General features: G+C 62.5%; 23 protein-coding genes. 15 read left to right on the top strand and 8 right to left on the bottom strand.

What is annotated here, in order from left to right:
* Nucleotides 1-191: 191 nt before the first annotated feature.
* On the bottom strand, nt 192-695 hold the full coding sequence (locus CI41S_RS39405; RefSeq protein ID WP_139484828.1) for a MarR family winged helix-turn-helix transcriptional regulator: 504 nt from the start codon (nt 693-695) through the stop codon (nt 192-194).
* A gap of 147 nt (nt 696-842) precedes the next feature.
* Between CI41S_RS39405 and CI41S_RS39400 the strand changes: the two genes are divergently transcribed.
* The 6 genes from CI41S_RS39400 to CI41S_RS39375 are packed head-to-tail and all read left to right on the top strand — an operon-like array spanning nt 843 to nt 7,458.
* Nucleotides 843-1,973: an amidohydrolase family protein gene (locus CI41S_RS39400; protein ID WP_139864377.1), complete on the top strand. Its 1,131-nt coding sequence runs from the start codon at nt 843-845 to the stop codon at nt 1,971-1,973.
* A complete protein-coding gene (locus CI41S_RS39395) occupies nt 1,970-3,073 on the top strand; it encodes an amidohydrolase family protein (protein WP_139864376.1) in 1,104 nt (367 codons plus the stop codon). The genes CI41S_RS39400 and CI41S_RS39395 overlap by 4 nt, the downstream gene beginning before the upstream one ends.
* Nucleotides 3,073-3,486, top strand: a complete 414-nt coding sequence (locus tag CI41S_RS39390) for a Rieske (2Fe-2S) protein (protein ID WP_139484831.1) — start codon at nt 3,073-3,075, stop codon at nt 3,484-3,486. Before CI41S_RS39395 ends, CI41S_RS39390 begins: the two co-directional genes overlap by 1 nt.
* Nucleotides 3,487-3,533: 47 nt before the next feature.
* Complete coding sequence (locus tag CI41S_RS39385; RefSeq protein ID WP_244626836.1) at nt 3,534-4,550, top strand: ABC transporter substrate-binding protein; 1,017 nt, start codon at nt 3,534-3,536, stop codon at nt 4,548-4,550.
* 31 nt (nt 4,551-4,581) lie between these two features.
* A complete protein-coding gene (locus CI41S_RS39380; RefSeq protein ID WP_244626835.1) occupies nt 4,582-6,321 on the top strand; it encodes an ABC transporter permease in 1,740 nt (579 codons plus the stop codon).
* A gap of 18 nt (nt 6,322-6,339) precedes the next feature.
* Nucleotides 6,340-7,458 carry an ABC transporter ATP-binding protein gene (locus tag CI41S_RS39375; protein ID WP_139864374.1) on the top strand — a complete coding sequence of 373 codons (1,119 nt, stop codon included), beginning with the start codon at nt 6,340-6,342 and terminating at the stop codon, nt 7,456-7,458.
* A gap of 19 nt (nt 7,459-7,477) precedes the next feature.
* On the opposite strand, the gene CI41S_RS39370 is transcribed toward CI41S_RS39375, so the two are convergent.
* Nucleotides 7,478-8,530 (bottom strand): ABC transporter substrate-binding protein, encoded by a 1,053-nt coding sequence (locus tag CI41S_RS39370; protein WP_139864373.1) that lies wholly within the window; start codon nt 8,528-8,530, stop codon nt 7,478-7,480.
* Nucleotides 8,531-8,535: 5 nt separating this feature from the next.
* Nucleotides 8,536-9,864 carry a Rieske 2Fe-2S domain-containing protein gene (locus CI41S_RS39365; protein WP_139484835.1) on the bottom strand — a complete coding sequence of 443 codons (1,329 nt, stop codon included), beginning with the start codon at nt 9,862-9,864 and terminating at the stop codon, nt 8,536-8,538.
* Between the two features lie 152 nt (nt 9,865-10,016).
* On the opposite strand from CI41S_RS39365, the gene CI41S_RS39360 reads away from it, so the two are divergent.
* A complete protein-coding gene (locus CI41S_RS39360) occupies nt 10,017-10,496 on the top strand; it encodes a MarR family winged helix-turn-helix transcriptional regulator (RefSeq protein WP_139484836.1) in 480 nt (159 codons plus the stop codon).
* Nucleotides 10,497-11,018: 522 nt separating this feature from the next.
* Here CI41S_RS39360 and CI41S_RS39355 read toward each other — a convergent pair.
* From CI41S_RS39355 to CI41S_RS39345, 3 genes are all read right to left on the bottom strand, one after another.
* Nucleotides 11,019-12,278 carry an arsenic transporter gene (locus tag CI41S_RS39355; protein ID WP_139864372.1) on the bottom strand — a complete coding sequence of 420 codons (1,260 nt, stop codon included), beginning with the start codon at nt 12,276-12,278 and terminating at the stop codon, nt 11,019-11,021.
* The gene (locus tag CI41S_RS39350) at nt 12,278-13,483 is read right to left on the bottom strand and encodes an MFS transporter (RefSeq protein ID WP_139864726.1); all 1,206 of its coding nucleotides are present in this window, start codon (nt 13,481-13,483) and stop codon (nt 12,278-12,280) included. The genes CI41S_RS39355 and CI41S_RS39350 overlap by 1 nt, the downstream gene beginning before the upstream one ends.
* Before the next feature lie 206 nt (nt 13,484-13,689).
* The gene (locus tag CI41S_RS39345) at nt 13,690-14,139 is read right to left on the bottom strand and encodes a hypothetical protein (RefSeq protein ID WP_139864371.1); all 450 of its coding nucleotides are present in this window, start codon (nt 14,137-14,139) and stop codon (nt 13,690-13,692) included.
* Nucleotides 14,140-14,399: 260 nt separating this feature from the next.
* On the opposite strand from CI41S_RS39345, the gene CI41S_RS39340 reads away from it, so the two are divergent.
* The 4 genes from CI41S_RS39340 to CI41S_RS39325 all read left to right on the top strand — a co-directional run bounded on the left by CI41S_RS39340 (nt 14,400) and on the right by CI41S_RS39325 (nt 17,495).
* Nucleotides 14,400-14,624: a hypothetical protein gene (locus CI41S_RS39340; protein WP_139864370.1), complete on the top strand. Its 225-nt coding sequence runs from the start codon at nt 14,400-14,402 to the stop codon at nt 14,622-14,624.
* Nucleotides 14,625-14,921: 297 nt separating this feature from the next.
* Nucleotides 14,922-15,587 (top strand): response regulator transcription factor, encoded by a 666-nt coding sequence (locus CI41S_RS39335; RefSeq protein WP_139484840.1) that lies wholly within the window; start codon nt 14,922-14,924, stop codon nt 15,585-15,587.
* Nucleotides 15,587-16,972, top strand: coding sequence for a sensor histidine kinase (locus CI41S_RS39330; RefSeq protein ID WP_244626834.1), 1,386 nt, complete (start codon nt 15,587-15,589; stop codon nt 16,970-16,972). The genes CI41S_RS39335 and CI41S_RS39330 overlap by 1 nt, the downstream gene beginning before the upstream one ends.
* Nucleotides 16,973-17,120: 148 nt before the next feature.
* A complete protein-coding gene (locus CI41S_RS39325; RefSeq protein WP_244626833.1) occupies nt 17,121-17,495 on the top strand; it encodes an anion permease in 375 nt (124 codons plus the stop codon).
* 89 nt (nt 17,496-17,584) lie between these two features.
* Here the strand turns inward: CI41S_RS39325 and CI41S_RS39320 are convergent, their stop codons facing one another.
* Entirely contained in the window at nt 17,585-18,169 is a 585-nt protein-coding gene (locus CI41S_RS39320; protein ID WP_139484842.1) for an ANTAR domain-containing response regulator, read from the bottom strand.
* Nucleotides 18,166-19,329, bottom strand: a complete 1,164-nt coding sequence (locus CI41S_RS39315; protein WP_139864368.1) for a transporter substrate-binding domain-containing protein — start codon at nt 19,327-19,329, stop codon at nt 18,166-18,168. Before CI41S_RS39315 ends, CI41S_RS39320 begins: the two co-directional genes overlap by 4 nt.
* Nucleotides 19,330-19,747: 418 nt before the next feature.
* On the opposite strand from CI41S_RS39315, the gene CI41S_RS39310 reads away from it, so the two are divergent.
* The 4 genes from CI41S_RS39310 to CI41S_RS39295 all read left to right on the top strand — a co-directional run bounded on the left by CI41S_RS39310 (nt 19,748) and on the right by CI41S_RS39295 (nt 24,428).
* Nucleotides 19,748-21,148, top strand: a complete 1,401-nt coding sequence (locus CI41S_RS39310; RefSeq protein WP_139864367.1) for an amidase — start codon at nt 19,748-19,750, stop codon at nt 21,146-21,148.
* A gap of 19 nt (nt 21,149-21,167) precedes the next feature.
* Nucleotides 21,168-22,166: an acetamidase/formamidase family protein gene (locus CI41S_RS39305; protein WP_139864366.1), complete on the top strand. Its 999-nt coding sequence runs from the start codon at nt 21,168-21,170 to the stop codon at nt 22,164-22,166.
* Between the two features lie 58 nt (nt 22,167-22,224).
* Nucleotides 22,225-23,439: an urea ABC transporter substrate-binding protein gene (locus CI41S_RS39300; protein WP_139484846.1), complete on the top strand. Its 1,215-nt coding sequence runs from the start codon at nt 22,225-22,227 to the stop codon at nt 23,437-23,439.
* A 122-nt stretch (nt 23,440-23,561) separates the two neighbouring features.
* A complete protein-coding gene (locus tag CI41S_RS39295) occupies nt 23,562-24,428 on the top strand; it encodes an ABC transporter permease subunit (protein WP_139864365.1) in 867 nt (288 codons plus the stop codon).
* Nucleotides 24,429-24,437: the final 9 nt, after the last annotated feature.

The following is a 24,437-nucleotide window of genomic DNA, read 5'->3' as shown; positions in this document are numbered from 1 at the left end:
GCGGACCCCCGCTACCATTGAATCGGTCTGCACTCGGAGACTTCAAGTGGCGGTACGTCTGCCGTCCGCGGCGCTGGCGTGACGGAAGTCCCAGGTGTCTTGCGAGATGATCGAAGTTCGATCAGGGCCCGCTCCTTGACGGCGAACGACAAAGCATCTGATCGCCTCGTCGAGGAGAGCATTGACCGCAGTCAGTGCTCCCAATCGGCTTTTTCCAGCGAGCGGGCGAGCTGGTGCAGGAGATCGCGTAGTCTCTCCTTGTCGGACGGGGTGAATTCCCTGAAAAGTCGTGCGTCTCGTTCGCGTGAGACCTCCGTCAACTTGACGGCGAATTTTCGACCTTCGGCCGTCAGCTTGGCGATCGCAGCTCTGCCACGCGATCGCGTTTGCTCGACCGATACGAGCCCGCGCTCCTCCAGGATCGCGAGGCTTCGGCTTGCGGCGGCCTTGTCTATGTCCGCAGCGTCCGACAACTCGCTGACATTCAGCGAACTGATGCTCTTGAGTGTCATGATCAGGCGCCACTCGACCGCGCCGATGTTCCAGACCGAGCGATAATACGCAGTCGCGCCTCTATTGAGACGCATGCCGATGGTCGAGACCAGCACGGCCAAATGTTCACGCGCCAGCGTTCCGGCAGTGCGCGCGCGGTCGTTCGACGCTTGCTCAACCTCGCGCTTCTTGGCCGCAGGCATTCCAGGAATCTCCCTCAGCAAATCTTCGCCCAAAGTCTCACTTTTGCAGCGCGATTTATCCAGATCAAATTTCTTGACAAAACATTTATTGACATATCAACATAGAGCTCAATCTCCCAATTCCAAGAAAAAAGTGGCGAGAGCGACATGGAAGGAAACGGCTTGGTCGCCGGTCTTGATCAGGCGAGGACGTACGCCGGGGCTATCGATTGCGATCTTCATCCGGCGGTGCCCGGGATGGGCGTTCTCCTGCCATATCTGAACGACTATTGGCGCGAGATGGTCTCGGTTCGCGCGCTCGATCGCCTTAATCTGAGCCTGACCAGTTATCCGCAGAACTCACCGCTGTCGTGTCGCCCGGACTGGGCGCTCGAGGGTGGCGCGAAGGCGGGCTCCTCGCTCCAGGCGATGAAGGACCATGTGCTCGACCGGTTTCGGCCGCGCTATGGGATCCTGAACTGCCTCTACGGCGCGCAGGTCCTTCACAGCGAGGACATGGCGGCTGCGTTCTGCCGGGCGACCAATGACTGGATCAGGGATCATTGGCTCAACCACGATCCGCGGCTGCGCGCCTCGATCGTGATTCCGTCGCACAATGCGGAGCTTGCCGTGGCGGAGATCGATCGCCGCACCGACGATTTCCGATTCATGCAGGTGCTCATGCTGGTGTCCGGCGAAACCACGCTGGGCCGGCGGCATCTCTGGCCGATCTATGAACGCGCCGAGCGTCTCGATCTGGCGATCGGGATTCATGCAGGTAGCGCCTATCGATACGCGCCAACCGCCATTGGGTGGCCATCGCACTATGTCGAGGACTATGTGGCGCAATCCGCCGCGTTCGAGAGCCAGCTGCAAAGCCTGATATCGGAAGGCGTGTTCGCGAAATTCCCCCGGCTCAAGGTCGTTGCAATCGAATCCGGACTGACATGGCTGAGCGGGTTCATCTGGCGGGCCGACAAGACCTGGAAAGGCGTGCGGGCCGAGGTGCCCTGGGTCACGCGCACGCCATCGGAGATCATCCGCAACAACGTCCGCTTCACCGTGCAGCCCGTCGATGCGGCGGACGACGGCGAGGCCATCATGCGGCTCGCCGATCACATCAAGTCGGATGAGCTGTTCCTGTTCTCGACGGACTATCCGCATTGGCATTTCGACGGGGATGCGGTTCTTTCCGGCCGGCTCCCTGACGGACTGTTCCGCAAGATTGCCAGTGAAAATGCGCTTGCCACTTACGCGCGATTGGCCAAGGCCGATCAGGTCATGGAGGTTGTGCCATGAGCACCGTTGAACTCGAGCGGCCGCGGGCCTCGACCTACAAGCTGAAGGTCATCGATTGCGACATCCATCCGGCGATGACCTCGTGGACCGAGGTGCATCCCTATCTGGAAAGACGGTGGATCGAGCATCTGTCGGTCTATGGCAGCCATCTACGCCACGCCTTCTCCGAGGCGCTGTCGCATCCGCGCACGTCGCCCGACGCTGCGAGGATCGATGCCTATCCGGAGGAGGGCGGGCCGCCGGGATCGAGCCTCGAATTGATGAGGAAGCAACACCTCGACCCCAACGGGATCGAAGTGGGCATGTTGATTCCCCTGCGCTGGAATCCGGGGAGCCAGCGCAATCTCGACTTCGGCGCCGCATTGACCCGCGCGATGAACACCTGGCAGGTCGAGCGCTGGGTGAAGCAGGAGCCGCGGTTGCGGGCCTCGGTGCTGGTCGCCCAGGAGGATACGGTGGCGTCCGTCGCCGAGATCGACGCCAGGGGAGGTGACCCCAACTTTACCCAGATCCTGACCCTGCCCAAGACGGATGAGCCGCTGGGACGGCGGCGCTACTGGCCGATCTATGAGGCGGCCGTGCGCAACAAATTGCCGATCACGATTCATGTCGGCGGCACCAATGGCCATCCGTCGACCGGCGGAGGGTGGACATCCTACTACATGGAGGAACACCATTCGGTCGCCCAGACCATGCAGGCGGTGGTGGCCAGTCTCGTGTTTGAAGGGGTCTTGGAGCGCTTTCCTGAACTGCGCGTCGTCATCATGGAGGGCGGCCTCGGCTGGATACCATCGCTCAATGCGCGCATGGACAAGCATTGGGCGCGCCTGCGTAGCGAGGTTCCCCACGTGAGGAAGCCACCGTCGGAATATGTGCGCGAGCAGGTCTGGTTCAGCACGCAGCCGATGGAAGAACCGGCGACGTCAGCCGAATTGATCGATCTGTTCGACCGGATCGGCTGGGACCGGCTGCTGTTCTCGACCGACTACCCACATTGGGATTTCGACGATCCGCGCTACGCATTTCGCGCCAACCTCACGCAAGCGCAGCGCGAGCAGCTTCTCTATGAGAATGCCCGCAAGTTCTACAGGTTGGACTGATGGCGCGGCATGTGGTTGCGACTGTGGATCAGATCCCGCCGGGTCAGCGCCTGCTGGTCCAGGTCAATGGACGCGAGATCGGCATCTTCAACGTGGAGGGCGAGTATTTCGCCGTCGGCAATCGTTGTCCGCACGAGGGGGCGTCCCTGTGCAAGGGGCGTATCGTCGGGCTCGTCGAGGCCGCAGGTCCGGGCGACTATCGATATAGCCGTCGTGGCGAGTTGTTGCGCTGCCCGTGGCATGGCTGGGAATTCGATCTGCGAACCGGGCGCTCGTGGTGCGAGCCAGACCGCACCAAGGTGCGGAGTTATGAGCTGAGGGTGGAGTCCGGCGGAGCGCTGATCGAGGGCGAGCTGCGCGCCGAAACGTTCCAGGTCACCATCGACAAGGAATATGTAGTCCTGGAGATCTAAAGACCGGCGAAGCAAATAGCCAATAAAAGGATTTTGGGAGGAGTAACGTGTTGTTCAAGCGAGTCATGCCGGCGGTTGTCGCCTGTCTTGTCGGTCTGTTGAGCCCGGCGCAAGCCGATGACGGTTCTTGGGACAAGGTTGTCGAGGCCGCCAAGAAGGAAGGCAAGGTCGTCGTCTACAACATGGCTTTGGGCGCGCCTTACTTCAAGGACGTGCTCAAGTCGTTCGAAGCAAAGTACGGAATTGCGGTCGAGAGCCTCGACCTGCGCGCCAGCGAGCTCGCCGAGCGCATCCGCACCGAGCAGGCGGCCGGCCGCTTCCTGGGTGACGCGGAAATGGTCACGACGACCATGATCGAGGAGCAACTCAAGAACGGCGATTTCGTGCAGAAATTGCCGCCGATCCCGAATGCCGCCCATCTGCGGCCGCCCTTCAAGGCCAACGAATACAGCGTGCCGGCCTTCATGCAGCCGATGGGTATTCTGATCAACACGCGGCTGATCAAGGAGCAGGACATTCCGACGAGCTGGAGCGATCTCAACGATCCCAAATGGAAGGGCAAGATCCTTTCGGACGATATGCGGCCGCTCGGCAGCGGAAACACCATGTTCGCCATTCTGGAAAAAACCATGGGCGGCGACTTCAACCAGAAGCTCGCCGAGCAAAAGCCGGTGTTCAGCCGCGACATGCGAAACGACGCCCGCCGCGTGGCGCGCGGCGAGTACGCCATCTATATCCCGCAGATCTTTGCCTTCACGTCCGATCTGAAGGGCTTGCCGGTGAAGGTCGTGATTCCGAAGGAGGGCGCACCTTACGCGGAGATGGATCTCGCGGTGCTCAAGAACGCGCCGCATCCCAATGCCGCGCGTTTGTTCATCGACCACTTCCTCAGTGTCGAGGCGCAATTGCTCTACGCCAATGCCTGGATGCTGCCGGTGAACGCGGCGGCTGCCGAGCGCGCCAATCCGGACGCGCAGCAGTTCGTGAACGCCAAGATCATCGGTCCCGCAAAGCTGGCTGAGCGTCCTTCGATGATGGAACTCGCCAAGAAGCTCTATCCCTGAGAGGGCCATGAGTATTTCAGCCGGAGAGGGAGTGAACGACCTGGTCGAGAGGCGCCCGGCCGCCTTGAGCGGGCTCGGGCGGTGGCTGCAGGCGACTGCAGCGGGCCGCATTGCGGCGCTCGTGCTGCTCGCCGCCATTCTCGCCTTCCTTTCCGTCTATCCGTTGTCGATGCTGCTCTATGGCAGCCTGCATTCGACGCCGCCGGGGATGGCCGGAACGTTCAATCTGGACGGCTATCGCGACGTCATCACGCTGCAGAGCGCGGTGACGCTGCTCAACACCGTCGGCATTTCGCTGGCCAAGACTATTCCTTCCGTGATCCTGGCCGTCCTGCTTGCCTGGATTCTGGCTCGAACCGACACGCCGTTCCGCGGAGCGCTGGAAGTACTGATCACGCTTCCATTCTTCATTCCCCCGATCCTGACCGCGATGGCCTGGGGCATGCTCGGCAACCCGCAGGTCGGGTTGCTCAACCAGCTCTATCAATGGATCACGGGGTCCGAGACGGCGCCGATCAACGTCTATTCATATGGCGGCGTGGTCTGGCACATGATGCAGTATTCGGTGCCGTTCCTGTTTCTTCTCATCGTCGACGCCTTCCGCGCGATGGATCCGAGCCTCGAAGAGGCCGCGACGATGTGCGGAGCGTCGCGCCTGAGGACTTTTCGTACGGTAACCTTGCAACTCATGCTGCCCGCGCTGACCGGCGCGGCCATTCTGAGCTTCATTCGCGGCATCGAGAACTTCGAGTCTCCGCTGTTCTTCGGCTCGCCGGCCGGAATTCGGGTCATCACCACCGACATCTATGACTCGATCAACCAGCGGTCGCCGCCGCAATATCAGTATGCGACCGCGGTCAGCTTCGTCATCATGGCGCTGCTGTTCCTGATCGTCCTCCTGCAGCGGCGGATGTTGCGCGGCCGGAGCTTTCAGACCATCACCGGCAAGGGCTATTCGCCTTCGGTGATGAAACTCGGCGCATGGCGATGGGCAACCTTTGCGTTCTGCGTTCTATTCTTCGTGGTGACGGTGGTTCTCCCGGTCGGCCAACTCATCATCGGCTCGTTCTTCAAGTTCTTCGGGTTCTATCAGTTGGACATGCTGACACTCGAGCACTATCGGGAGGTGTTCGGCAGCAGCGAATTCTGGCGCGGGTTCAGCAACACGATGTTGCTGGGTCTCGTCGGTGCCACCTTGACCATGTTGCTCGGCGCTACCGTCGCCTATGTCTCGGTCCGCACGAAATGGCGTGGCCGGCTGCTGATCGATTCGATGGCCTGGCTGCCCTGGATGATGCCCGGCATCGTCCTCGGTGTCGGGTTTCTCTGGGGGTTTGCACTTTTGCCTCACGGGATTCCGATCTACGGCACGATCTGGGCGCTGTTGCTGGCCTACATCTCGCTCGGGACGCCGCTTTCGGTGCGGGCGATGTCGAGCGCATATGCGCAGCTTTCGTTCGACCTCGAGGAGTGCTCCAGGGTGCACGGCGCAAGCTGGCTGCAGACCATGAGGCGCATCGTCCTTGCGCTGGCGTGGCCGTCCTTCGCGGTCGGCTGGGTCCTCGTGTTCTTCGGCATCATGCGCGAACTGAGCGCATCCGTTCTGCTCTATTCGGTCGGCTCCGAGGTGTTGTCGGTCGTCTTGCTGAAGCTGTGGGCGAACGGCAATGCGGAGCAGGTCAGTGTCATCGGGCTCATCATGATGGTTCTCGTGATCATCTTCCGATGGGTTCAACTCAAGTTCATCAACAGCCGCATCGGTGGAATGTGACCGGGCCTGGATCATGCCATGTCGAATGTCGTTCTTGAGAAAGTGAGCCGCGTCTTCGGTGATTTCGTCGCGGTCGACGGCGTCGACCTGCGCGTCAGCGAGGGTGAATTCGTGACCCTGCTGGGGCCGTCGGGGTGCGGCAAGACCACGACGTTGCGGATGGTTGCGGGCCTCGAGCAAAATACCGGCGGCCGCATCAGCATCGGCAACGAGGTCGTGAGCGATGCAGGGCGCGGCCTCTTCGTTCCCTCGGAGCGCCGCAGGCTCGGCATGGTCTTCCAGTCATACGCGATCTGGCCGCATATGACGGTTTTCGAGAACGTCGCGTACCCGCTGCGCGTGAGACGCAAATCCACCGCCGAGATAGGCGATCTGGTCGGCAAGGCACTGCGCCTGGTCGAGATGGAAAGCTTCGCCGAGCGGCCGGCGCCGGCGCTGTCCGGCGGCCAGCAGCAGCGGGTGGCGATCGCGCGGGCCCTCGTCTTCGAACCCAAGGTTCTGCTGCTCGACGAGCCGCTCAGCAATCTGGACGCAAAGCTTCGCCTGCAGATGGGCGATGAGTTCCGTTCGATCCAGAAACGGCTCGGGATGACGAGCCTGTACGTGACACATGATCAGGCCGAAGCGATGGCTCTGTCCGACCGTGTGGTCGTGATGGATCGCGGCCGGATCCAGCAGATCGGCGCGCCCGAGGAAATCTACCGCTATCCCGCAAACCGGGTCGTGGCGGCCTTCTTTGGAACACCAAATCTGCTCGAGGCCAGTGTCGAGGCCTGCGCGCGGATCGACGACCGCCGGGTGCGGCTCGACGTCGTCGGAAAAGGCTGGCGCGGTGCGTGCGAGTCGGCGAGCGAGATCAGGCCGGGACAGGCCGTAACCGTCATGGTCCGTCCCGAAGACGCCCGTATCGCGCCGCCTGACGCGGCCCACAGAGACCACGAACTTCGGTGGTCCGGGCAGATCGCGCACACGATCTTCCGCGGGCCGACCCGGTCGGTCGTCGTGCAGACCGGTGACGGCCGCCTCAACGTCGATGCACCATCGTTCGGCGATTTCGCCGTCGGCGACAACGTGACCGTCGTCGTTCCGCAGACGTCGGCATGGGCTGTGCCGGAGCAGGCCAGCATAGCCTCATAACCGGTCGCCGCCGGATGTCTCAGCGATAGATCTGCTGAGCCAGGGACAGCATCTCGTTCATGCGTTCGGGATCGGTGGTGCCGAGAAGTTTGGTCGTCTCGAGTTGCGCCACCGCCGGATCGACACCTGTCAGCGCGTCGGTCGTGGTCGGCAGTAACCCCAGCTTCGCCAGGTTCTGCTGCATCGTCTTGCCGAGGTAATGTTCCATCAGCAGCCGTGCTGCGTTGGGGTGAGGCGCATTCTTCAGCAACGCGAGATCGTAGCCGACATAAGGCAGACCCTCTTTGGGCGCGATGAACTTCACCGGCAGCCCCTTGAGTTCGAGCAGCGATGTCAGGCTGTCAGGGATGTAGAGGGGCAGCTCGCCGCGGGCCACCCGCCGTTCGTTGGCGGGTATCTCTCTGCTGAACTTCAGTTCCTGCTGGGCGAGCTTTTCGTGGAAGCTGCGCCCGTAAAGGTCCTGCAGGACGGAGAAGAGCACACCGCCGCCGCCCAGCGTCCGCAGATCGTCACTGAGAATCTTGCCCTTCCAGCGCGGGTCCGTCAGGTCGAGCCAGCTCTTCGGCTCGTCCGCCGGCTTGACCAGCATGGTATTCGCCAGGATGCCGTAGACTATTGCAAAAATCGGCAGCCGCATGCCGTCGCTGGGGAAATCCGCCTTGAGACGGCCGAGGCTGGGGAGGGGACCGTGCGGCTCGAAAACGCGCTCCTCCTTGATCTGCAGCGTGGTCGTGGTCCGCCCGTTCTCGGAGACGTCGGCAGCGTTGCGGCCAGCCGCCTGCTCGATGCGGATGCGTTCCCGGACCTCGCTCGCGCGGGCTTCGAGAATGTCCACGGTGATTCCGTAGGCGGACTCGAAGTCCTTCTTGAGCTCCTTGTGCGCAGCAAGGCCGACGAAGGCGCTGTAGAGCACCACCCGGCCTTCCTTCTTCGCCGCGGCGACGAGTGCGGACCATTGGTCGTCCGCCCTCGCCGGGGCCATGATCGAAGGCAGGATCGAAGACGCCGTCAGTCCAAACACCGCAGCGCGGCGCGTGATGCGCGCGCGCTGCTTCCAATCCGGCGCGGACATCGGCGCTACTCCGCCGCCTGCTGGCTCGGTGCACGCCAGCGAATGGCGGTCTTCAACTTGTCCTGATAAGCCTCGAGCCAGTCGAGCTTCGCGTCCGCGTAGTACGATCCTGCGCGCGCGTTGAAGAACACCTCGGCATCGTCAACGCCGGACGGCACGGTGCCGCTGTTGGCGAATGCCCGTGCCGCGTTTAGCAGGCGGCGTCTCGTCCGCGAGATCATCACGTCGCTCGGTGCGAGATGTTCCTTGGTATGATCGACGATAGGCCCCATGCTCTCCGTGACGGCCTGGTCCTGCATCACGATGTTGCGGATGCCGGTGTAGATCTTGTTGCTACGCTGAGCCTCGCGATCGATCTGCCAGTCATTGCCGATGTTCTGGACCGGACGCCAGCGTCCAAACCAGTCCGTGGTGTTGGGCAGATAATCGAGACCGTCGGCTCCCGGGATGCCGCCGCCGGATTTCAGCTTGGAGCTCGAGTAAGTCGCCCCCTTGGCGCGGCCGCCATAGATCGAGATCAGCATCGTGTGGGTGTCGTCCATGGGCACCCAGGCCTTCGCGACCACATGGTCGGCGAAATCGGCGTTCGGTGTCTGGGTCCAGAACGGCAGGCAGAAATGCGCCATGCGCCAGTGCATCTGGCCGTCCGTCTCCGGCCGGAACGCACCGTACATCGTTCCCCAGTCGGTCTCGGTGACTTTGTACTCCGGCGCGCGGTTGGATACGGTGTGCCGGGCCGGATGGCCCTCCTCGAAATCGTCCGGATTGATGTGTCCCGCGTGCAGAAAGCCGAAATGCGATGTGTCGATGTCGCCTTCGAGGCCTTGGAGCCAGTTGGCCTCGCGCTGCAGAATGGTGACCGTCAAATCCTGCTCGGGAACGAACAGCGCCTCGAGCATCGGCATCGGCGGCGCTTCGGCGCGGGCGCCCATGTAGACCCAGATGAGGCCGGCGCTTTCGCGCACTTTGTAGCTCTTTGCTCGGACCTTTTCCTTGAAGTCCTGCGGAGGGGGCACGTTCGGCATTTCGAGGCAGCGGCCGTCAACGTCGAATTTCCAGCCGTGATAGACGCAGCGGATGCCGTCGTGTTCGTTGCGGCCGAGGAACAGCGAGGCGCAGCGGTGCGGACATTGATGGTCCAGCACGCCGACCCGCCCCGAACTGTCACGGAAGGCGATCAGCTGTTCACCGAGCAGCATCAAGCGCATCGGGTCGCCGTCGACTGATAGTTCCGAAGAGAGCGCGGCGGGGATCCAGTACTGCCGCATCATCTCGCCCATGACCGTGCCTGGGCCAACCAGCGTCAGATCCTGGCCGTCAGTCGATTTCGACATAGTGACCTCCTTGCTTCTTTTGATTGCTTATTATTTTCATTATGCAAGTAATTTGATCCTGCGTCAATGGCGCGATCTCCGAATACCCGACGGGTTGAGAGGTGCGGCACGACTCGTTATGGTTCTGCTCCCATCATCGCGAGCGAATCTTCTTGAACAAACTCAGCACGATCCTTCCGCTTGAGAATTGGACCGGATACCGTTTTGGTCTCATCGCTTCGCGGCTGGGTAGCTTCATTGCTCCCATGTATGAAGAACGTTACGAGCTGACGATGCCAGCCTGGCGAAGCCTTGCGGTCATTGCCAGGCATCAGCCCCTGACCGCTGCACGGCTTGCAACGCTAACCTCGTCGGACGCCTCCAAGGTTGCCCGGGCGATTGATTTGTTGGTACGCCGCGGGCTCATTCATCGAGACCTGGACAAGGCCGATCGACGACGCGCCAGCCTTAGATTGTCAGCCGAGGGCCGCAAGGTTTACAAGGATATTGAGAAATTCGTTGTTCGGGTCGAGCGTAAGCTCACGGCCGCGCTCGATCCGCACGAAATCGAGGTTCTGAGGCGAAGCCTCGACAAGCTTGATCGTCAACTGGAGACCGAGATCAAAGCGAAAGGTCGAGAGAAATTCCTATAACTCCTTCAAGTGCGGGAAGCGAGCCAAGGCAACGCACGCTACCGGAACGGATCGGTAGTAGCCGACCTGATGACCTCAAAGGATGTTTTCCGACGGCCGCAAGTTGGTCGGCGTGCCGCCGTCGGCGCCTCCGCAGCTCACAATGTCCGAATGCCGTTCTTGATACCATCGGCGATCTGACCAATCTGCTCCTCATCGATGACAAGGGGGGTGAGAGGATCAGCGTATCGCCAAGGGCGCGAACAAAGATTCCGTTTTCGAGACAATGGTTGGCCACTGCGCGGAGCCAACAGCATCGGCCGAAGTGCACGACATGTGGCCAGACGAGGACGAAGCAGAGGTCCTTAGTGGACCACAAGCGGAATGCGGCCGCCACCGATTGCGGCGCGCCAACTGCGCTCGGTCGAGTTGAGCGCACCCACGGCTTGGGAGGTCAATCTCGGCAACACTTCGCCAGTCGCGGTGGTTTAGAGCTCGCCGGCCAGATCAGCGGCTTAGGCTTCGCATTGCTCTTACGCGACCTCATGACGCGACTAGCGATAGCGCAAGAAGCGACAGCGCCAATGCCGGCGGCATGACCAGAACGCCGAGCCGCAGAAAGCGAAGCGCACCTACGTGCTCACCTTCGCGCCGCAGCGCAATCAGCCACAGGATCGTCGCGAGCGATCCGGTGACCGAAAGGTTGGGTCCGAGATCGACGCCGATCAGCACCGCCCCAATGGTGTAGTGGGAGACCTGCGCGGTTTGCGTCGTGGTCGCCGCGATCAGTCCCATTGGCAGGTTGTTGATGAGGTTCGACGCCATCGCCGTGATGATGCCGGCTCCCCATGAAGCTCCATGCGGCGAAAGCACGGCGGCTCGCCTGAGTTCTTCGGCCAGTGTCGGCAGGACGCCCGTTCGGTTGAGACCTTCGACCAGAATGAACAGTCCGGCGACGAGGGGCAGCACCGACCAGGAGATATCACGTGCGACAGAGAGCGGCGATTTGCGGCCGAGCAGGAGCACGATCGCGGTCACCACCGCACCGCAGGCGAAAGTCGGGATTCCAAGATCGAGGCCAAAGGCCGACACGGCGAGCAGAACCAACGCCGTCGCACCGATCCCGGCTGCGACGATCGCAGCATTCCTCGTCGGTCCGGCGCGCTCTCCCTCGAGTTCATCGACGCCACCCAACAGGCTGTTCCGCAGGCTGATCCGGAGCATGATGAATGTCGCTGCGGCCGCTGCGATCGATGGCAGCAGGAAGTGGTGCAGCCACTCCAGCAGCGTCGGCATCCGGGCGCCGAACAATACGAGGTTCGCCGGGTTCGAGATCGGCAGCACGAAACTCGCCGCGTTGGCGATAAACGCGCAGGCGAACAGATAAGGCAGCGGTTCGACCTTTGCGGTACGCGTCGCGGCATAAACCGCGGGCGTCAGCACGACCGCAGTGGCATCGTTCGACAAGAAGATGGTGACCAGCGTCCCGACCGCGTAGACGATCGAAAACAGTTGGGAGGCCGAGTTGCGCGAATGAATGACGGCCTGTTCGGCGAGCCAGTCGAACAGGCCCTCTTTCCGCGCGACCTCGGCCAGCAGCATCATGCCGATCAGAAAGAAGTACACGTCCGTGCCCTTCCCAGCGGCCGTGACGGCGTCTCGCCATGGCAATAGGTCGAAGGCAATAAGCGAGATGGCTCCGGTCACCGCCCAGATGTATTCTGGAAGATTCCACGGACGAGCGATGACGCCCAGGGTCGCAAGACCCGCGATTCCGCAGGTCGCGGCGTTGTTGACAAGCATCAGGCAACACCCACGACCTGTGGCGCCAATCCGTCTGATGTGCGCGCAGGTTTCGTCGCGCAAACTGGCCTCAGCAACGGAACGAAGACGCTCCACAGCACGACCGAGACTGTGGCGAAGCCGCCGAGAATGAGAAACATCGGACCATAGCCGAACTCCTGCGCAATCCAGCCGCTGATCGCAGGGCTGAGGGAAGCGCCGATGCCCTGGACCGTCATGACCGCCCCCTGGCCTGCGTTGATCCGCCCGCTGCCATCGAGGATTCGGGCGACCAGTCCCGGCACGGCGACGCTTTGCAGGCCTGCCCCGACACCATCGAGAATCTGCACCGGATAGACACCCCATCTGTTCAAGAGCCACGCAGCTATAATACCCCGGATCGGCAGGGCCATGAACGACACCAGCAGGACCAGCCAGTATCCTTCCCTCTCGGTCATCCGCATCGCAGCCAGCGAGGTGAGAATCATAGTGGCCTGGGCGATGACGATGGTCATGGCGACGAAGCTTGCCGGATCGGCCTGCTTGTCGGCGACGACGGCCAATCCGTAGAGTGGAAGCATCGCCGCATTGCCGAGGTGAAAGAATAACAGCGCTGCGGCGAGGACCAGCAACGGTTTCGATTCGACCAGCACCTGCAATCCGCTCGCCGGCGTGTCATCATTGCCTTCGCGTCCGAGCCCGCAAGCTGCAGCGTCGTCGATCGACGCGCTCGGGATCATCAGCACCGAGACGATGGACAGGACGCCAAATAGCGCGGCGAGCCAGAACACTGCCGTGAAGCCGTATACCCAGCCAATGAATCCAGAAAGTCCGGCACCCACCATGTTGCCGGCGTGGTTGAAGGCCTGGTTGCGGCCAATTTGCCGGTTCAAGCCGGCTTGGCGCACGATGCCGAGCGTGATGCCAGCGACGGCCGGACCGATCGCGGCGCCTGCAATCGCGGTCGCGACCTGTGAGGCTGCCACCAGCCAGAATTCCTGCGACAGCAGTACGATGCCGGACGCAACGACGGTGCAGATGCCGGGAATGATGACGAACAGTTTCTTGCTGTGCGTGGCGTCGATCAGAGCGCCAGCCGGCGTTGTCATCAGCATGCCGGCGACGCCGCCCGCCGTCATCACCGTCCCAATCCAGCCGCTCTGCCAGCCGTGAGCGAGGAGAAATACGCCCAGGAACGGGCCGACGCCGGCCTGCATGTCCGCCATGAAGAAATTCAGCGCGAGCAGCGGGCGAAGCGCCTTCTCTGGACTTGCGCTGTATGAGGTCGCTGGTGCTATCGACACGTTGTATCCCGATGCTTGATTAGACAATCTGCCCGTCCGATAAGATCCTCGACTGAGTCCGGCTCGGGCCCGTTGTCCCGACTGCCGACTACGGCTGCTCAGAGCAACGTCAGTCGTCCCCTTAAGCGTCAAGCAGCTTCATGTCCGTTGCCGATGAGCTTGGCTTTTCGGATCCGTCCATCCAGTTCGATGTGCAGTTCGTAGGTCTCGCCGTTGCGCCGGCCGTCGATTTCGAAATGCTTCGGCTTGCGGCGGGGCGCACCCATCGGTTCGAACCCGGCCGACCGAGCGGCCTCGATCGCCGTGGCGGGATCCGCTGGCTTGTGATGGCCGTGATCTGGCTTCTCCTTGCGCTGGATCGCCAGGCTTGCGCCATCGCACGCGAAGCGCGTCACCTTGAGCTCAGAAGGCTTCTGTTCTCCTTCCAGCTCGACATCGGCACCGATCCTGAGCTCGACGAGATCCGCTCCGTGCGGCGTGAGATCGGCAAGCACTACGCCCTTCGAGGTCTGAACCACAAACCGGTGCGCGAACACGTGCACGATCTTGCCGGACAATTTGATCTGGTCTTCGGACATCCTGGTCTCCTGGTTTTCATCCATTCGTCATTCGGTCACAGCGCCTTGAGTCCCGGAGGAGGCGGAGGTGGCGGAGCGTCAGCCCGCGGCGGCGGAGGCGGTGCCCCCGGAGGAGGAGGTAGCGGAGCGTCGGCCCGCGGTGGCGGAGGCGGCGCCCCTGGAGGAGGCGGGGTTGGCGGCGCATCGGCCCGCGGAGGAGGTGGGGGCGCCCCGCGAGGCGGATGCGGCGGAGGACCGAACGCTTCCGTGCGGCCGTCGGCATGCGATACGATCTGAGCGTGGATGATCCCCTGATCGAACATGCCCTGAATCGTAACCGTCTCTCCCTTGGTGACGACGTCGGCGTTATCTCCACGCGGTCCGAGGTCGACCAGTGCGCGGCCGCTGCCGTCTTCGACGACGAACAGGTGGCCGAAGATCTCAGCCACGTTGCCCCTGACTGCAGACGGGCCGGACTGCAACCTCTCGATCGCGGTTGGCCGTAACAGCATGATGCTTCGCGGCTGCCAATTCTGGGCGACGCGAACGCCGCCGGCACCGGCAGCCGCGCCGGCGGCAAGCACGGCAAGCGCGGCCCCTGCCAACAGGCCATGATGCCGGGTCTGCCGGCGTCCGGGCAGCGAGGGGCTCGCATCCCTCTGTGCATCGCTTTCGGTCATTGAGCGCTCCTTTCGTGATTGCGATACCTGGAGCCTAGGGCACCGTCCCCAATCCAGCCTGAACCGTTCCGTTCAGGTTGGGTTAAGCTTGGGCGCCTAGTTCCGGTCCGAGGTGTAAGCCGAATGAAAATCCTTCTGGTCGAAGACGATCGCCTGCTCGCGCAAGAGATCGCCCGAGCCTTGCGCGAGGAGAATTTCGCGGTCGACATCGCCGCCAACGGCGAGGACGGACAGCACCTCGGCGAAACCGAGTCCTACGATGCCGCGGTGCTCGATCTCGGGCTGCCCAAGGTGCCCGGCGCCGAGGTGCTGCGCGGTTGGCGGAAGCAGGGCCGGCATCTGCCGGTGCTGATCCTGACTGCGCGCGACGGCTGGACCGACAAAGTGGAAGGCTTCAAGGCCGGGGCCGATGACTATCTCACCAAGCCATTCCGGATCGAGGAATTGGTCATGCGCCTTCGCGCGCTGGTCCGTCGCGCCTCCGGGCATGCTGCGCCGCGAATTTCCTGCGGACCCCTGAGCTTCGAAACGCAAACCGGTGTGTTCGAGCTCGATGGACTGCCGTTGAAACTGACGGGGTTGGAGTGGCGTGTTCTCGAATGCCTGATCCTGCGCAAGGATACCGTGGTCGAGCGAGGCCTGCTGTCGGAAAAGGTCTATGAGGGCGACGTCGGGACGGATTCGAATTCCATCGAAGTGATCGTTGCGCGGCTCCGGCGCAAGGTCGGCAAGGCACTGATCGAGACCGAAAGGGGCCGCGGCTACAAGCTCAACTCGGGATCCCCATGATGAGCCGGAAGGCATCGCTCGGCCGGCGCCTCATGATCGGAGCCGGAGTGTTCATCACCGCGGCCCTGATCGTTTCCGCGATCCTGATATCATTCGTGCTGCATCGTTTCGTGCAGGGACAGATCGATCAGAGGCTCGACGCGCAGATTCTCTTCCTCGCCTCTATGCTTGAAGCCGATGGCGGCGGCAACATGCGTCTCGTGGGATCCGCCGACGGACCGCCGTTCGACCGGCGCCGACACGGCTGGTACTGGCAGATTTCCGGACCAAAGAATGTCTTACGGTCGCGGTCGCTCGAGGCGGCGGATCTGGCTCCGCCCGACATCAGCAGCAGACCCTTGCCGCCCCCGCCGCCTCCCCCGATCGGCGACGATCCGCCTCCGCGAGAACACCCGCTGCCTGCCGACGGCAAGGGCCCATACGACCGCATGCTTCACTTCCGCATCCTCGATGTGGCGGTGTCCGGTGCCCCCGTCAGGATCGTGGCCTCCGCTCCGAGAGACGCGGTGCGCGGGCCGTTGTGGGAAGCGATGCGTACATTGGCCCTGTCGCTCGCGGCGCTCGGCATCGCATTGATCTCAGCGATGCTGATCCAGGTTCGCCTGGGATTGCGTCCCCTCGAACGACTTCGTCAAGCTGTCGCCGATGTGAGAGCTGGACTTCGTGACAATGTGCCTGACGCGCAGCCGGGCGAGGTGCAGCCACTGGCGGCAGAACTCAATGCGCTGCTGGTTCAGAACGCCACCAACCTGGAGCGGGCGCGCAAACACGTTTCGAATCTGGCCCACGGCCTGAAAACGCCGCTCGCGACGCTGGCGATCGCGCTTCAGAAGCAAACCCCGGGCTCCGAGGATCTTCATGGCCTCGTCGTGTTGATGGACCGGCGCATCCGGCATCATCTGGGTCGCGCCCGATCGGCCGCACTTGGCGGTCCGGTTCGGACCAGAACGGCGATCGCGCCACGGGTCGCGGATCTCGGTCTCGTCCTCGGCAAAGTGAACGCCGACAAGGCGATCGATTTCGCCAACCACATACCAGCCGGCCTCGCGGTGGCCTGTGAACAGCAAGACGTCGACGAAATGCTGGGTAACGTGCTGGAGAACGCTTTTTCCTGGTGCCGCAGCAAAATCGCGGTCGGATCTCGCGAAGAGACGCGGAGCGTCGTTCTCGTCGTCGAGGACGATGGACCAGGACTTTCGCCAGAGCAGATGTCGCAGGCGATGCAGGCCGGCCAACGGCTCGACGAAAGCTCTCCGGGATTTGGCTTCGGCCTGTCGATCACGCGCGAGCTAGCCGAGCTTTACGCCGGATCCCTTACTTTGGACCGGTCTCCACTCGGCGGACTTCGAGTAACGATACGCCTGCCATCCGCGGGCGCAGATTGATCGATTATTCCAGATGTCTTGCGATGGCGCACCAAGCCCAACGCTCTCGCGAAGGCTCACGACGAACCGAGTGAGAGATAGGCGGCACCGCAAGCGCCCTATGCACTTTTGAGCGGTAGGCAAAGAAGAGCGATGTGCCCGATGTTCAGTGAGTGCAACGCATCAATGGTTGGTTTCGGCCTTATCGCGTGCGGCGACGCTCGTTCCGATCGTGATCGGGTTGACCGAGGCTGTTGGCCTTCCGCGCAGCAGTCAGATCGGCAAGGCCATGCTCCTTCTCGCTTGGATTCTGCCGTCGGTGACCGGACTAGGCGTGCTCACCGGAGCTGCACCCAATCCGGTGATGGTCGATTTCCTGACCGGAGCCGGCCAGGTCCAGGTCGGCTACGTCGACTGGCCGCTCTATTGGTTTCCCTACACCGTGCTTTTTTCCATCGGCCTCTATTTTCTGGCGACCCGGTTCTTCAGGTTCGAGTTCGCAGAACTACCCGACGGCAGTGACTATATTGCACCGCCATCTTGACGCCGGAAATAATTTGCGTCCCGGCCCGAACCTCGGCATCGGGTCAGCCGACACAGTCGGTTGTGTGCCGCGCGAGATCGAGCGCTGGTCTAGCCGGCGCGAGGCAGGCAGCCGTTCATGGTGATCTCCGCAGAAATTTCCTCGATGGTCTTGCGCTGCTCCATGGCGGTTCGCCGAATTAGTGCAAATGCGGCCGGCTCCGCCAGCGCACGAGAGTGCATGACCTGAAGGACGGCAGCTAGCACAATCCGGCGCGAGCGAAGACGCTGTTCAAGCTTGAAGACCTGCTGCTTCAGCTCGTTGGTGCGCTCGTTCTTTTCCAATGCCATGACGAGCGCAGCGTAAATGCCAGCCGAGCGCAATGGCTTGATCAGGAAGGATGCCGGATCTAGCTCAAGCACCAGCTTCAGGCGGCTGGGCGTCTCGGTGCCGACCAACGCGATGATTGGGCATCCGGCAAGGAACTTGCGCTGTGCAGGCGAGGCCAGCGGCAGGAATTCATCGTCGACCAGCGCGATATCAGGGCGGCCGCCGATGACGCCGCCGGGCTCCGATGCGACGATGTCGATGCCGAGGCGTTCGAACTGACGTTTGACGATCGAGGCGTCGCGTTCGTCCTTGATGACAAGGAGCGCCTTGCGCCCGCGCAGCGAAAATGAAGACGGCTTGCTCATTTCACCACCCGCAAATGCGGCGCATTCGGCGAGGCTCCGTCCCTTGCGGGACTGACGGCGACGTCGAGCTGCGTCAGATAGGGATCAGGCTTTACCGGTGCGTCAGCTTCCCAGAAGATATCAAACTGTCCATCGGCGTTGGACACGGCGAGCCGCGGCGTCAGGACGCAATGATTGTTGCCGCCGTCGATCCACACCGGGCCCTGCGGCGAATTGTAGCGAAATCCGGCAGCGGCGCGTCTGACCTCGCCGATGTTGGACGCGCCAGCGCGCTGCAGCGCGCGCGCCAAGAGATAGACCGCGACATAGGCCGATTGGCCGTCGACGGAGGGACTGCTGTCGTCGCCATAGCGCGCCTTCCAGCGTGCGACGAAGGCGCGGTTCTCGGGCAGGCGAATGCTTTCGAAATAGGCCGATGAGGTGATGCATCCGGCCGATGCGGATCCGACGATCTTGAGCTCAGGCTCGCACAGGCTGCAGCTCAACATCGGGATGTCGAGGCCGGCCGCCGTGGTTGCGGCGTGAAACGCGCGGATGAAGTCGTAGCTCGAGCTGCCGACCAGCGTGTTGAACACCACCGGCGGCCGGCGGCGCACAATCTCGTCGACGATGTGTCCGACCGCGCTTTCGCCGAGCTCAAGCAGCCGTTCGGCGACAATTCGCCCGCCCGATGCAGTCACGAGCTCGCGGGTGACCCGATTGGTCTCCCAGGTCCAGACATAGTTGGAGCCGACACAGAATATCTCGCGCGACAAATTGTCCAGAACGTAACGCACCAGCGGCAGTACGTTATGGTTGGGTGAGGCGCCGACATAGATGACGTTGTCGGAGCACTCGAAGCCCTCGTATCGCGCGGGATACCACAGCAGACGATCCGTACGCTCAACGATCGGCAACACCTGCTTGCGCGAAGCCGAGGTGTAGCAGCCGATAATGTGCTCCACGCCGACGTTGCGAATGAGGTCGTCGCAGACCGTGTGATACTCCGCAATGACGCCGCGCGGATCGCGGACATGGGCGGTAACGGTGAAGTCGAACTCGGCCTGGTTGTTGATCTCGTCGACCGCCATCAGCGTGCTCTTCAGGATCTCGCGCCCCATCGCCTGATAGGGCCCGTGCTGCGAGCAGATGATGCCAACTGGAATGGACGGCTTTGTCATTGAAGGCCTTCGGCGGCGAGGGATACAGGAAACCATCTTCGCCGATGCCGGTGCAAGAGGTCATGCCGAATTGCTGCGCATGCACATCGCGAAATTTGTGCAGCTCGCCTCGTTGACAATGCGCCGGACACTTCCTTAGAATTTTCTCCTACGGGTTTCCTGTCGAACCTTGCGTGCGTCGATCCGGCCTATGACGTCCTGGTCCCTGCACTAAGTGCTCCGTTCGATCCTGGACCCCATGCGATAGATCATAGCCGCGGCATTAGAGCCATTCGCCACCTCGTTTCCGAGGTGCGGGTGGCTTTTTTCTTTTGCTGCCAAACACATTGGCGATGCATCCGTGTCGCCAAGCCGGTGGTGCATGCGCGGTGATTGGCCCGCCTGCGCTTGCGCCGGATTGAGCGCGGGGATGAATGCGATGGCGACCACAGATCTTCACTATCTCGGACTGGTTGAAGTCGGGCAGCAGATCCAAAGGAAGAAGCTGTCGCCCGTCGAGGTGACGAAGGCGGTGCTCGAACGGATCGGGCAGCTCGACGGTAAGCTCAAGAGCTATGCCCATGTGATGGCCGATGCGGCGCTCGCGGCGGCGGCCGCGGCCGAGAAGGAGATCGCGTCGGGCAAGATCAAGGGGCCGCTGCACGGCGTCCCGATCGCGATCAAGGACCTCTGCTGGGTCAAGAGTGCGCCGGCGGCGCATGGCATGACCATTCACCGCGACTTCCGCCCGAGCGAGGATGCCACCGTGGTGGCACGGCTGAAGGATGCCGGCGCGGTCATCCTCGGCAAGCTGCAGCAGACCGAGGGCGCTTACGCCGATCATCACCCGCAGATCGACCCGCCGAAGAATCCCTGGAACGCGGATCTGTGGTCCGGCGCATCCTCGAGCGGCTCGGGTGTCGCTACTGCGGCGGGCCTGTGCTTCGGATCGCTCGGCACCGATACCGGCGGATCGATCCGCTTTCCCTCGGCGGCCAATGGCATCACCGGGCTGAAGCCGACCTGGGGGCGGGTCAGCCGCTACGGCGCGTTCGAACTTGCTGCGACGCTGGACCACATCGGGCCGATGGCGCGCAGCGCTGTTGATTGCGGTGCGATGCTCAGTGTGGTCGCAGGGCAGGATCCCAAGGACACGACGTCGGTGCCGCTGCCCGTGCCGGACTATCTCGCCGGCCTGTCCGGCGACCTGCGCGGCGTGACCATCGGCGTCGACCGGCGCTGGACCAGTGAAGGAACCGACGAGGCCGCGAGCAAGGTGCTCGCCGAGGGGCTGCGCGTTGCGGCCGATCTGGGCGCGAAAATCAGGGATATCACGTTCCCCGACCCCAAGGCCGTGATCGAGGACTGGTTTCCGCTGTGCGGCATCGAGGTGGCTGTCGCGCATGAGGCAACCTATCCGGCGCGCAAAGACGAATACGGGCCGGCGCTCGCTGGCCTGCTCGACCTCGGCCGGCAGCAGTCCGGCATGGACTATCAGAAGATCGTGCTGCGGCGTGAAGCATTCCGCGGTGCGGTGCGGCTTCTGTTCGAAACAGTCGATCTTATCGCGGTTCCGGCCCAGGCGTTTGCCGCGCCTACGCTCGCCAAGATGGCGGCGCTCGGCGAGGACGCCTCGCTCATCGCCGGGCTGCTTCGTTTCACCTGTCCGTTCGACATGACCGGAAGTCCGACGGTGACACTGCCGGGCGGTTTTGCGGCAAACGGCGGGCCGGTCGCTTTCCAGTTTGTCGGCCGCCATTTCGAGGAGGCAAGCCTCGTCCGCGCCGGCGACGCATTCCAGCGCGTCACCGACTGGCACAAGCGCCATCCCGGTATCTGAGAGCTTGAGGAGCTATCGCATGAGCGCAGAAGACTGGTTGAAGAATTCAATCATGGCGAAGCGGGCCCTCGCCAAGGGCGCCACCGGCACGACCCATGGTTTGACGATCGAGCAGCAGGGTGGGTTTCACTACGTCTACGGCCCATACGCTAAGCCGACGTTGTCGATCGATCCTGGCGGGGTGGTCGTCGTCGAGACCGAAGATGCTTTCGGCGGCGTCATCACCAGCGAGAGCGACAGCCCCACGGCAAAGCTGAACTTTCCGTACCTGAACCCGCAATGCGGACCGATTGCGGTCAAGGGCGCCAAGAAGGGCGATTGCCTCGCTGTCTACATCCGCGACGTCGAGACACGCGGCGCGCAGCCGGCAGGAACGACCTGCATCATTCCGGAGTTCGGCGGGTTGGTCGGCACCGCCGCCACGGCCATGCTCAATCCGCCACTGCCTGAACGCGTCAAGAAGCTGCATGTCGACCGCAACGGGGTGCGCTGGAACGACAAGATCACGCTGCCGTACGAGCCGTTCATCGGCACGATCGGCGTCTCACCGGAAATCGAGGCGATCTCCTCGCTGCAGCCCGACTATCACGGCGGCAACATGGATCTGCCCGACGTCGCGCCTGGCGCGATCATCTATTTTCCGGTGCACACCGAAGGCGGGCTGCTCTACGTCGGCGACTGCCACGCCACGCAGGGCGACGGCGAGCTCTCGGGCGTCGCGATGGAGCAGCGTGCAACTGTGACGCTGCAGATCGACCTGATCAAGAACTGGAGTTTTGCCTGGCCGCGGCTCGAGACGCGCGACTTCATCATGACGATCGGCAGCGCGCGCCCGCTCGAGGACGCGGCGCGCATCGCCTATCGCGAACTGGTGCGATGGATGGCGGCCGACTACGGCTTCGACGAGATCGACGCCTACATGCTGCTCAGCCAGGCGGGCCGCATGCGGCTCGGCAATATGGTCGATCCCAAATACACGATGGGGGCGTCGATCCTGAAGAACTACCTCAAGGCGTGACTTCAAACATCCTTCAACGACAGGGGATTTCGCGATGTATTCGGGGCGACTAGCTGGAATGGCTTTGCTTGGTGCAATGCTGGGGACCGCGGCAATTGGTGCCGCTCAGGCGGCCGAGCCGCCGCTGAAGATCGGTCTGCTCGAAGACGTCTCCGGCGACCTGGCATTCATGGGCATGCCGAAGCTGCACGGCTCGCAGCTTGCGGTCGAAGAGATCAACAAGAGCGGCGGCATCCTCGGGCGGCAGATCGAACTTATCCATCTCGATCCGCAGGGCGACAATGCGCGGTACCAGGAATTCGGCCGGCGGTTGCTCAACCGCGACAAGGTCGACGTGCTGATCGGCGGCATCACTTCGGCCTCGCGCGAGGCGCTGCGGCCGATCGTGGATCGCACCACCACGCCATATTTCTACACCAACCAGTATGAGGGCGGGGTCTGCGACGCCAGCATGGTCAGCATGGGCGCGGTGCCCGAGCAGCAGTTCTCGACGCTAATTCCGTGGATGGTCCAGAAATTCGGCAAGAAGGTTTACGTCATCGCCGCCGACTATAATTTCGGCCAGATCTCGGCGGAGTGGAACCGGAAGATCATGAAAGATCTGGGCGGCGAGGTCGTGGGCGAGGAGTTCATCCCGCTCGGCGTCTCGCAATTCGCACAGACGATCCAGAACATCCAGAAGGCCAAGCCGGATTGGTTGCTGACGATCAATGTCGGCGCTGCGCAGGACTCGTTCTTCGAGCAGGCCGCTGCGGCCAACCTCAATCTGCCGATGGGCTCGTCGATCAAGGTCATGCTCGGCTTCGAGCACAAGCGGTTCAAACCGCCGGCCCTCAATAACATGCATGCCACCGCAAACTGGTTCGAAGAAATCGACACGCCCGAAGCCAATGACTTCAAAAAGCGCTGGCACGCCAAATTCCCGGACGAGCTCTACATCAACGACATGGGCTACAACGCCTACAACGCGCTCTACATGTACAAGACGCTGGTCGAGAAGGCGAAGTCGATCAAGCTCGAGGATATGCGCAAGGTGATCGCGGCGGGTGATGCCTGCATCGACGCGCCCGAAGGCAAGGTCTGCATCGATCCGAAGAGCCAGCATACCTCGCACCGCATGCGTCTGATCTCGGTCGGGCCCAAGCATGAGGTGACCGTGGAGAAGGACTACGGCACGATCCAGCCCTACTGGCTCGGCGAGATCGGCTGCGACCTCACAAAGAAGAACGACAAGGATCAGTACACGCCGAGCCATCTTCCGAACAAATCGTGACGCGCGGCGGGCACGGATCTTGCTGGTGTCACGCGTGACAGCCGTGCCAGGTGTGTCAGATGTCGCGACCTTGAACCACGCCGGCGCCGCGATGCTGTGGCGCCGCGAACACGGAGACCAGGATGTCGGCTGAACTCTTCTCGGTATTCTATCAGTTCGCCGACGTCTTCGCGTTCCTGATCCTCTCGGCGGCGGGCCTTGCCATCGTGTTCGGCATGATGGGCGTCATCAACATGGCGCATGGCGAGTTCATCATGTGCGGCGCCTATGTGACGGTCGGCCTGGTGAATCTCGGCGTGCCGCTGCCGATCGCCCAGATCCTGGCCGCGCTGACCGCGGGCATCATTGGCGTTGCCGTCGAATTTCTCATCGTGCGGCGCTTCTACAAGCGTCCACTCGACTCGCTGCTCGCGACCTGGGGTCTCAGCCTGATCGTGACGCAGTCGATGCTCCTGATCGTCGGCTCTGCGGTGCGGGGCATCGGCACGCCCGAGGGAAGCTTTGCGATCGGCGAATACACGTTCTCGACCTACCGGCTCGTCTTGTTCGGCTGCGCGGTGGCGGTACTCGCCGGGCTCTATATCATCTTCATGAAGACCCCCTTTGGCGTGATCGCGCGCGCTACGATGCAGAACGCGGCGATGGCGAAGGCGCTGGGGGCGCGCACCGGGCGAATTTATTCCATCAGTTTCGGCATCGGAACGGCCCTCGCGGGGCTCTGCGGGGCACTGTACGCCCCGACCATGACGCTGATCCCGACCATGGGCGCGACCTTCGTTGTCGAGAGCTTTGTCACCGTCGTGATCGGAGGCGCGAATGTGCTGCTCGGAACCGCGCCGGCCGCGGTGTTCCTGGCGATGATCCGGATGGCATTGAATGCGAGCTACGGCCAGATCATCGGCCAGATCGGCATGCTGGTTGCCGTCATCCTGATCGTCCGTGTGCTGCCTGAAGGACTATCCAGCGTACTGGTTCGGCGTGGGCGCTAGACGGGAATT

This window comes from Bradyrhizobium ivorense, from assembly GCF_900696085.1.
Taxonomy (GTDB): domain Bacteria; phylum Pseudomonadota; class Alphaproteobacteria; order Rhizobiales; family Xanthobacteraceae; genus Bradyrhizobium; species Bradyrhizobium ivorense.
This window is presented reverse-complemented; position numbering and strand designations above follow the sequence as displayed.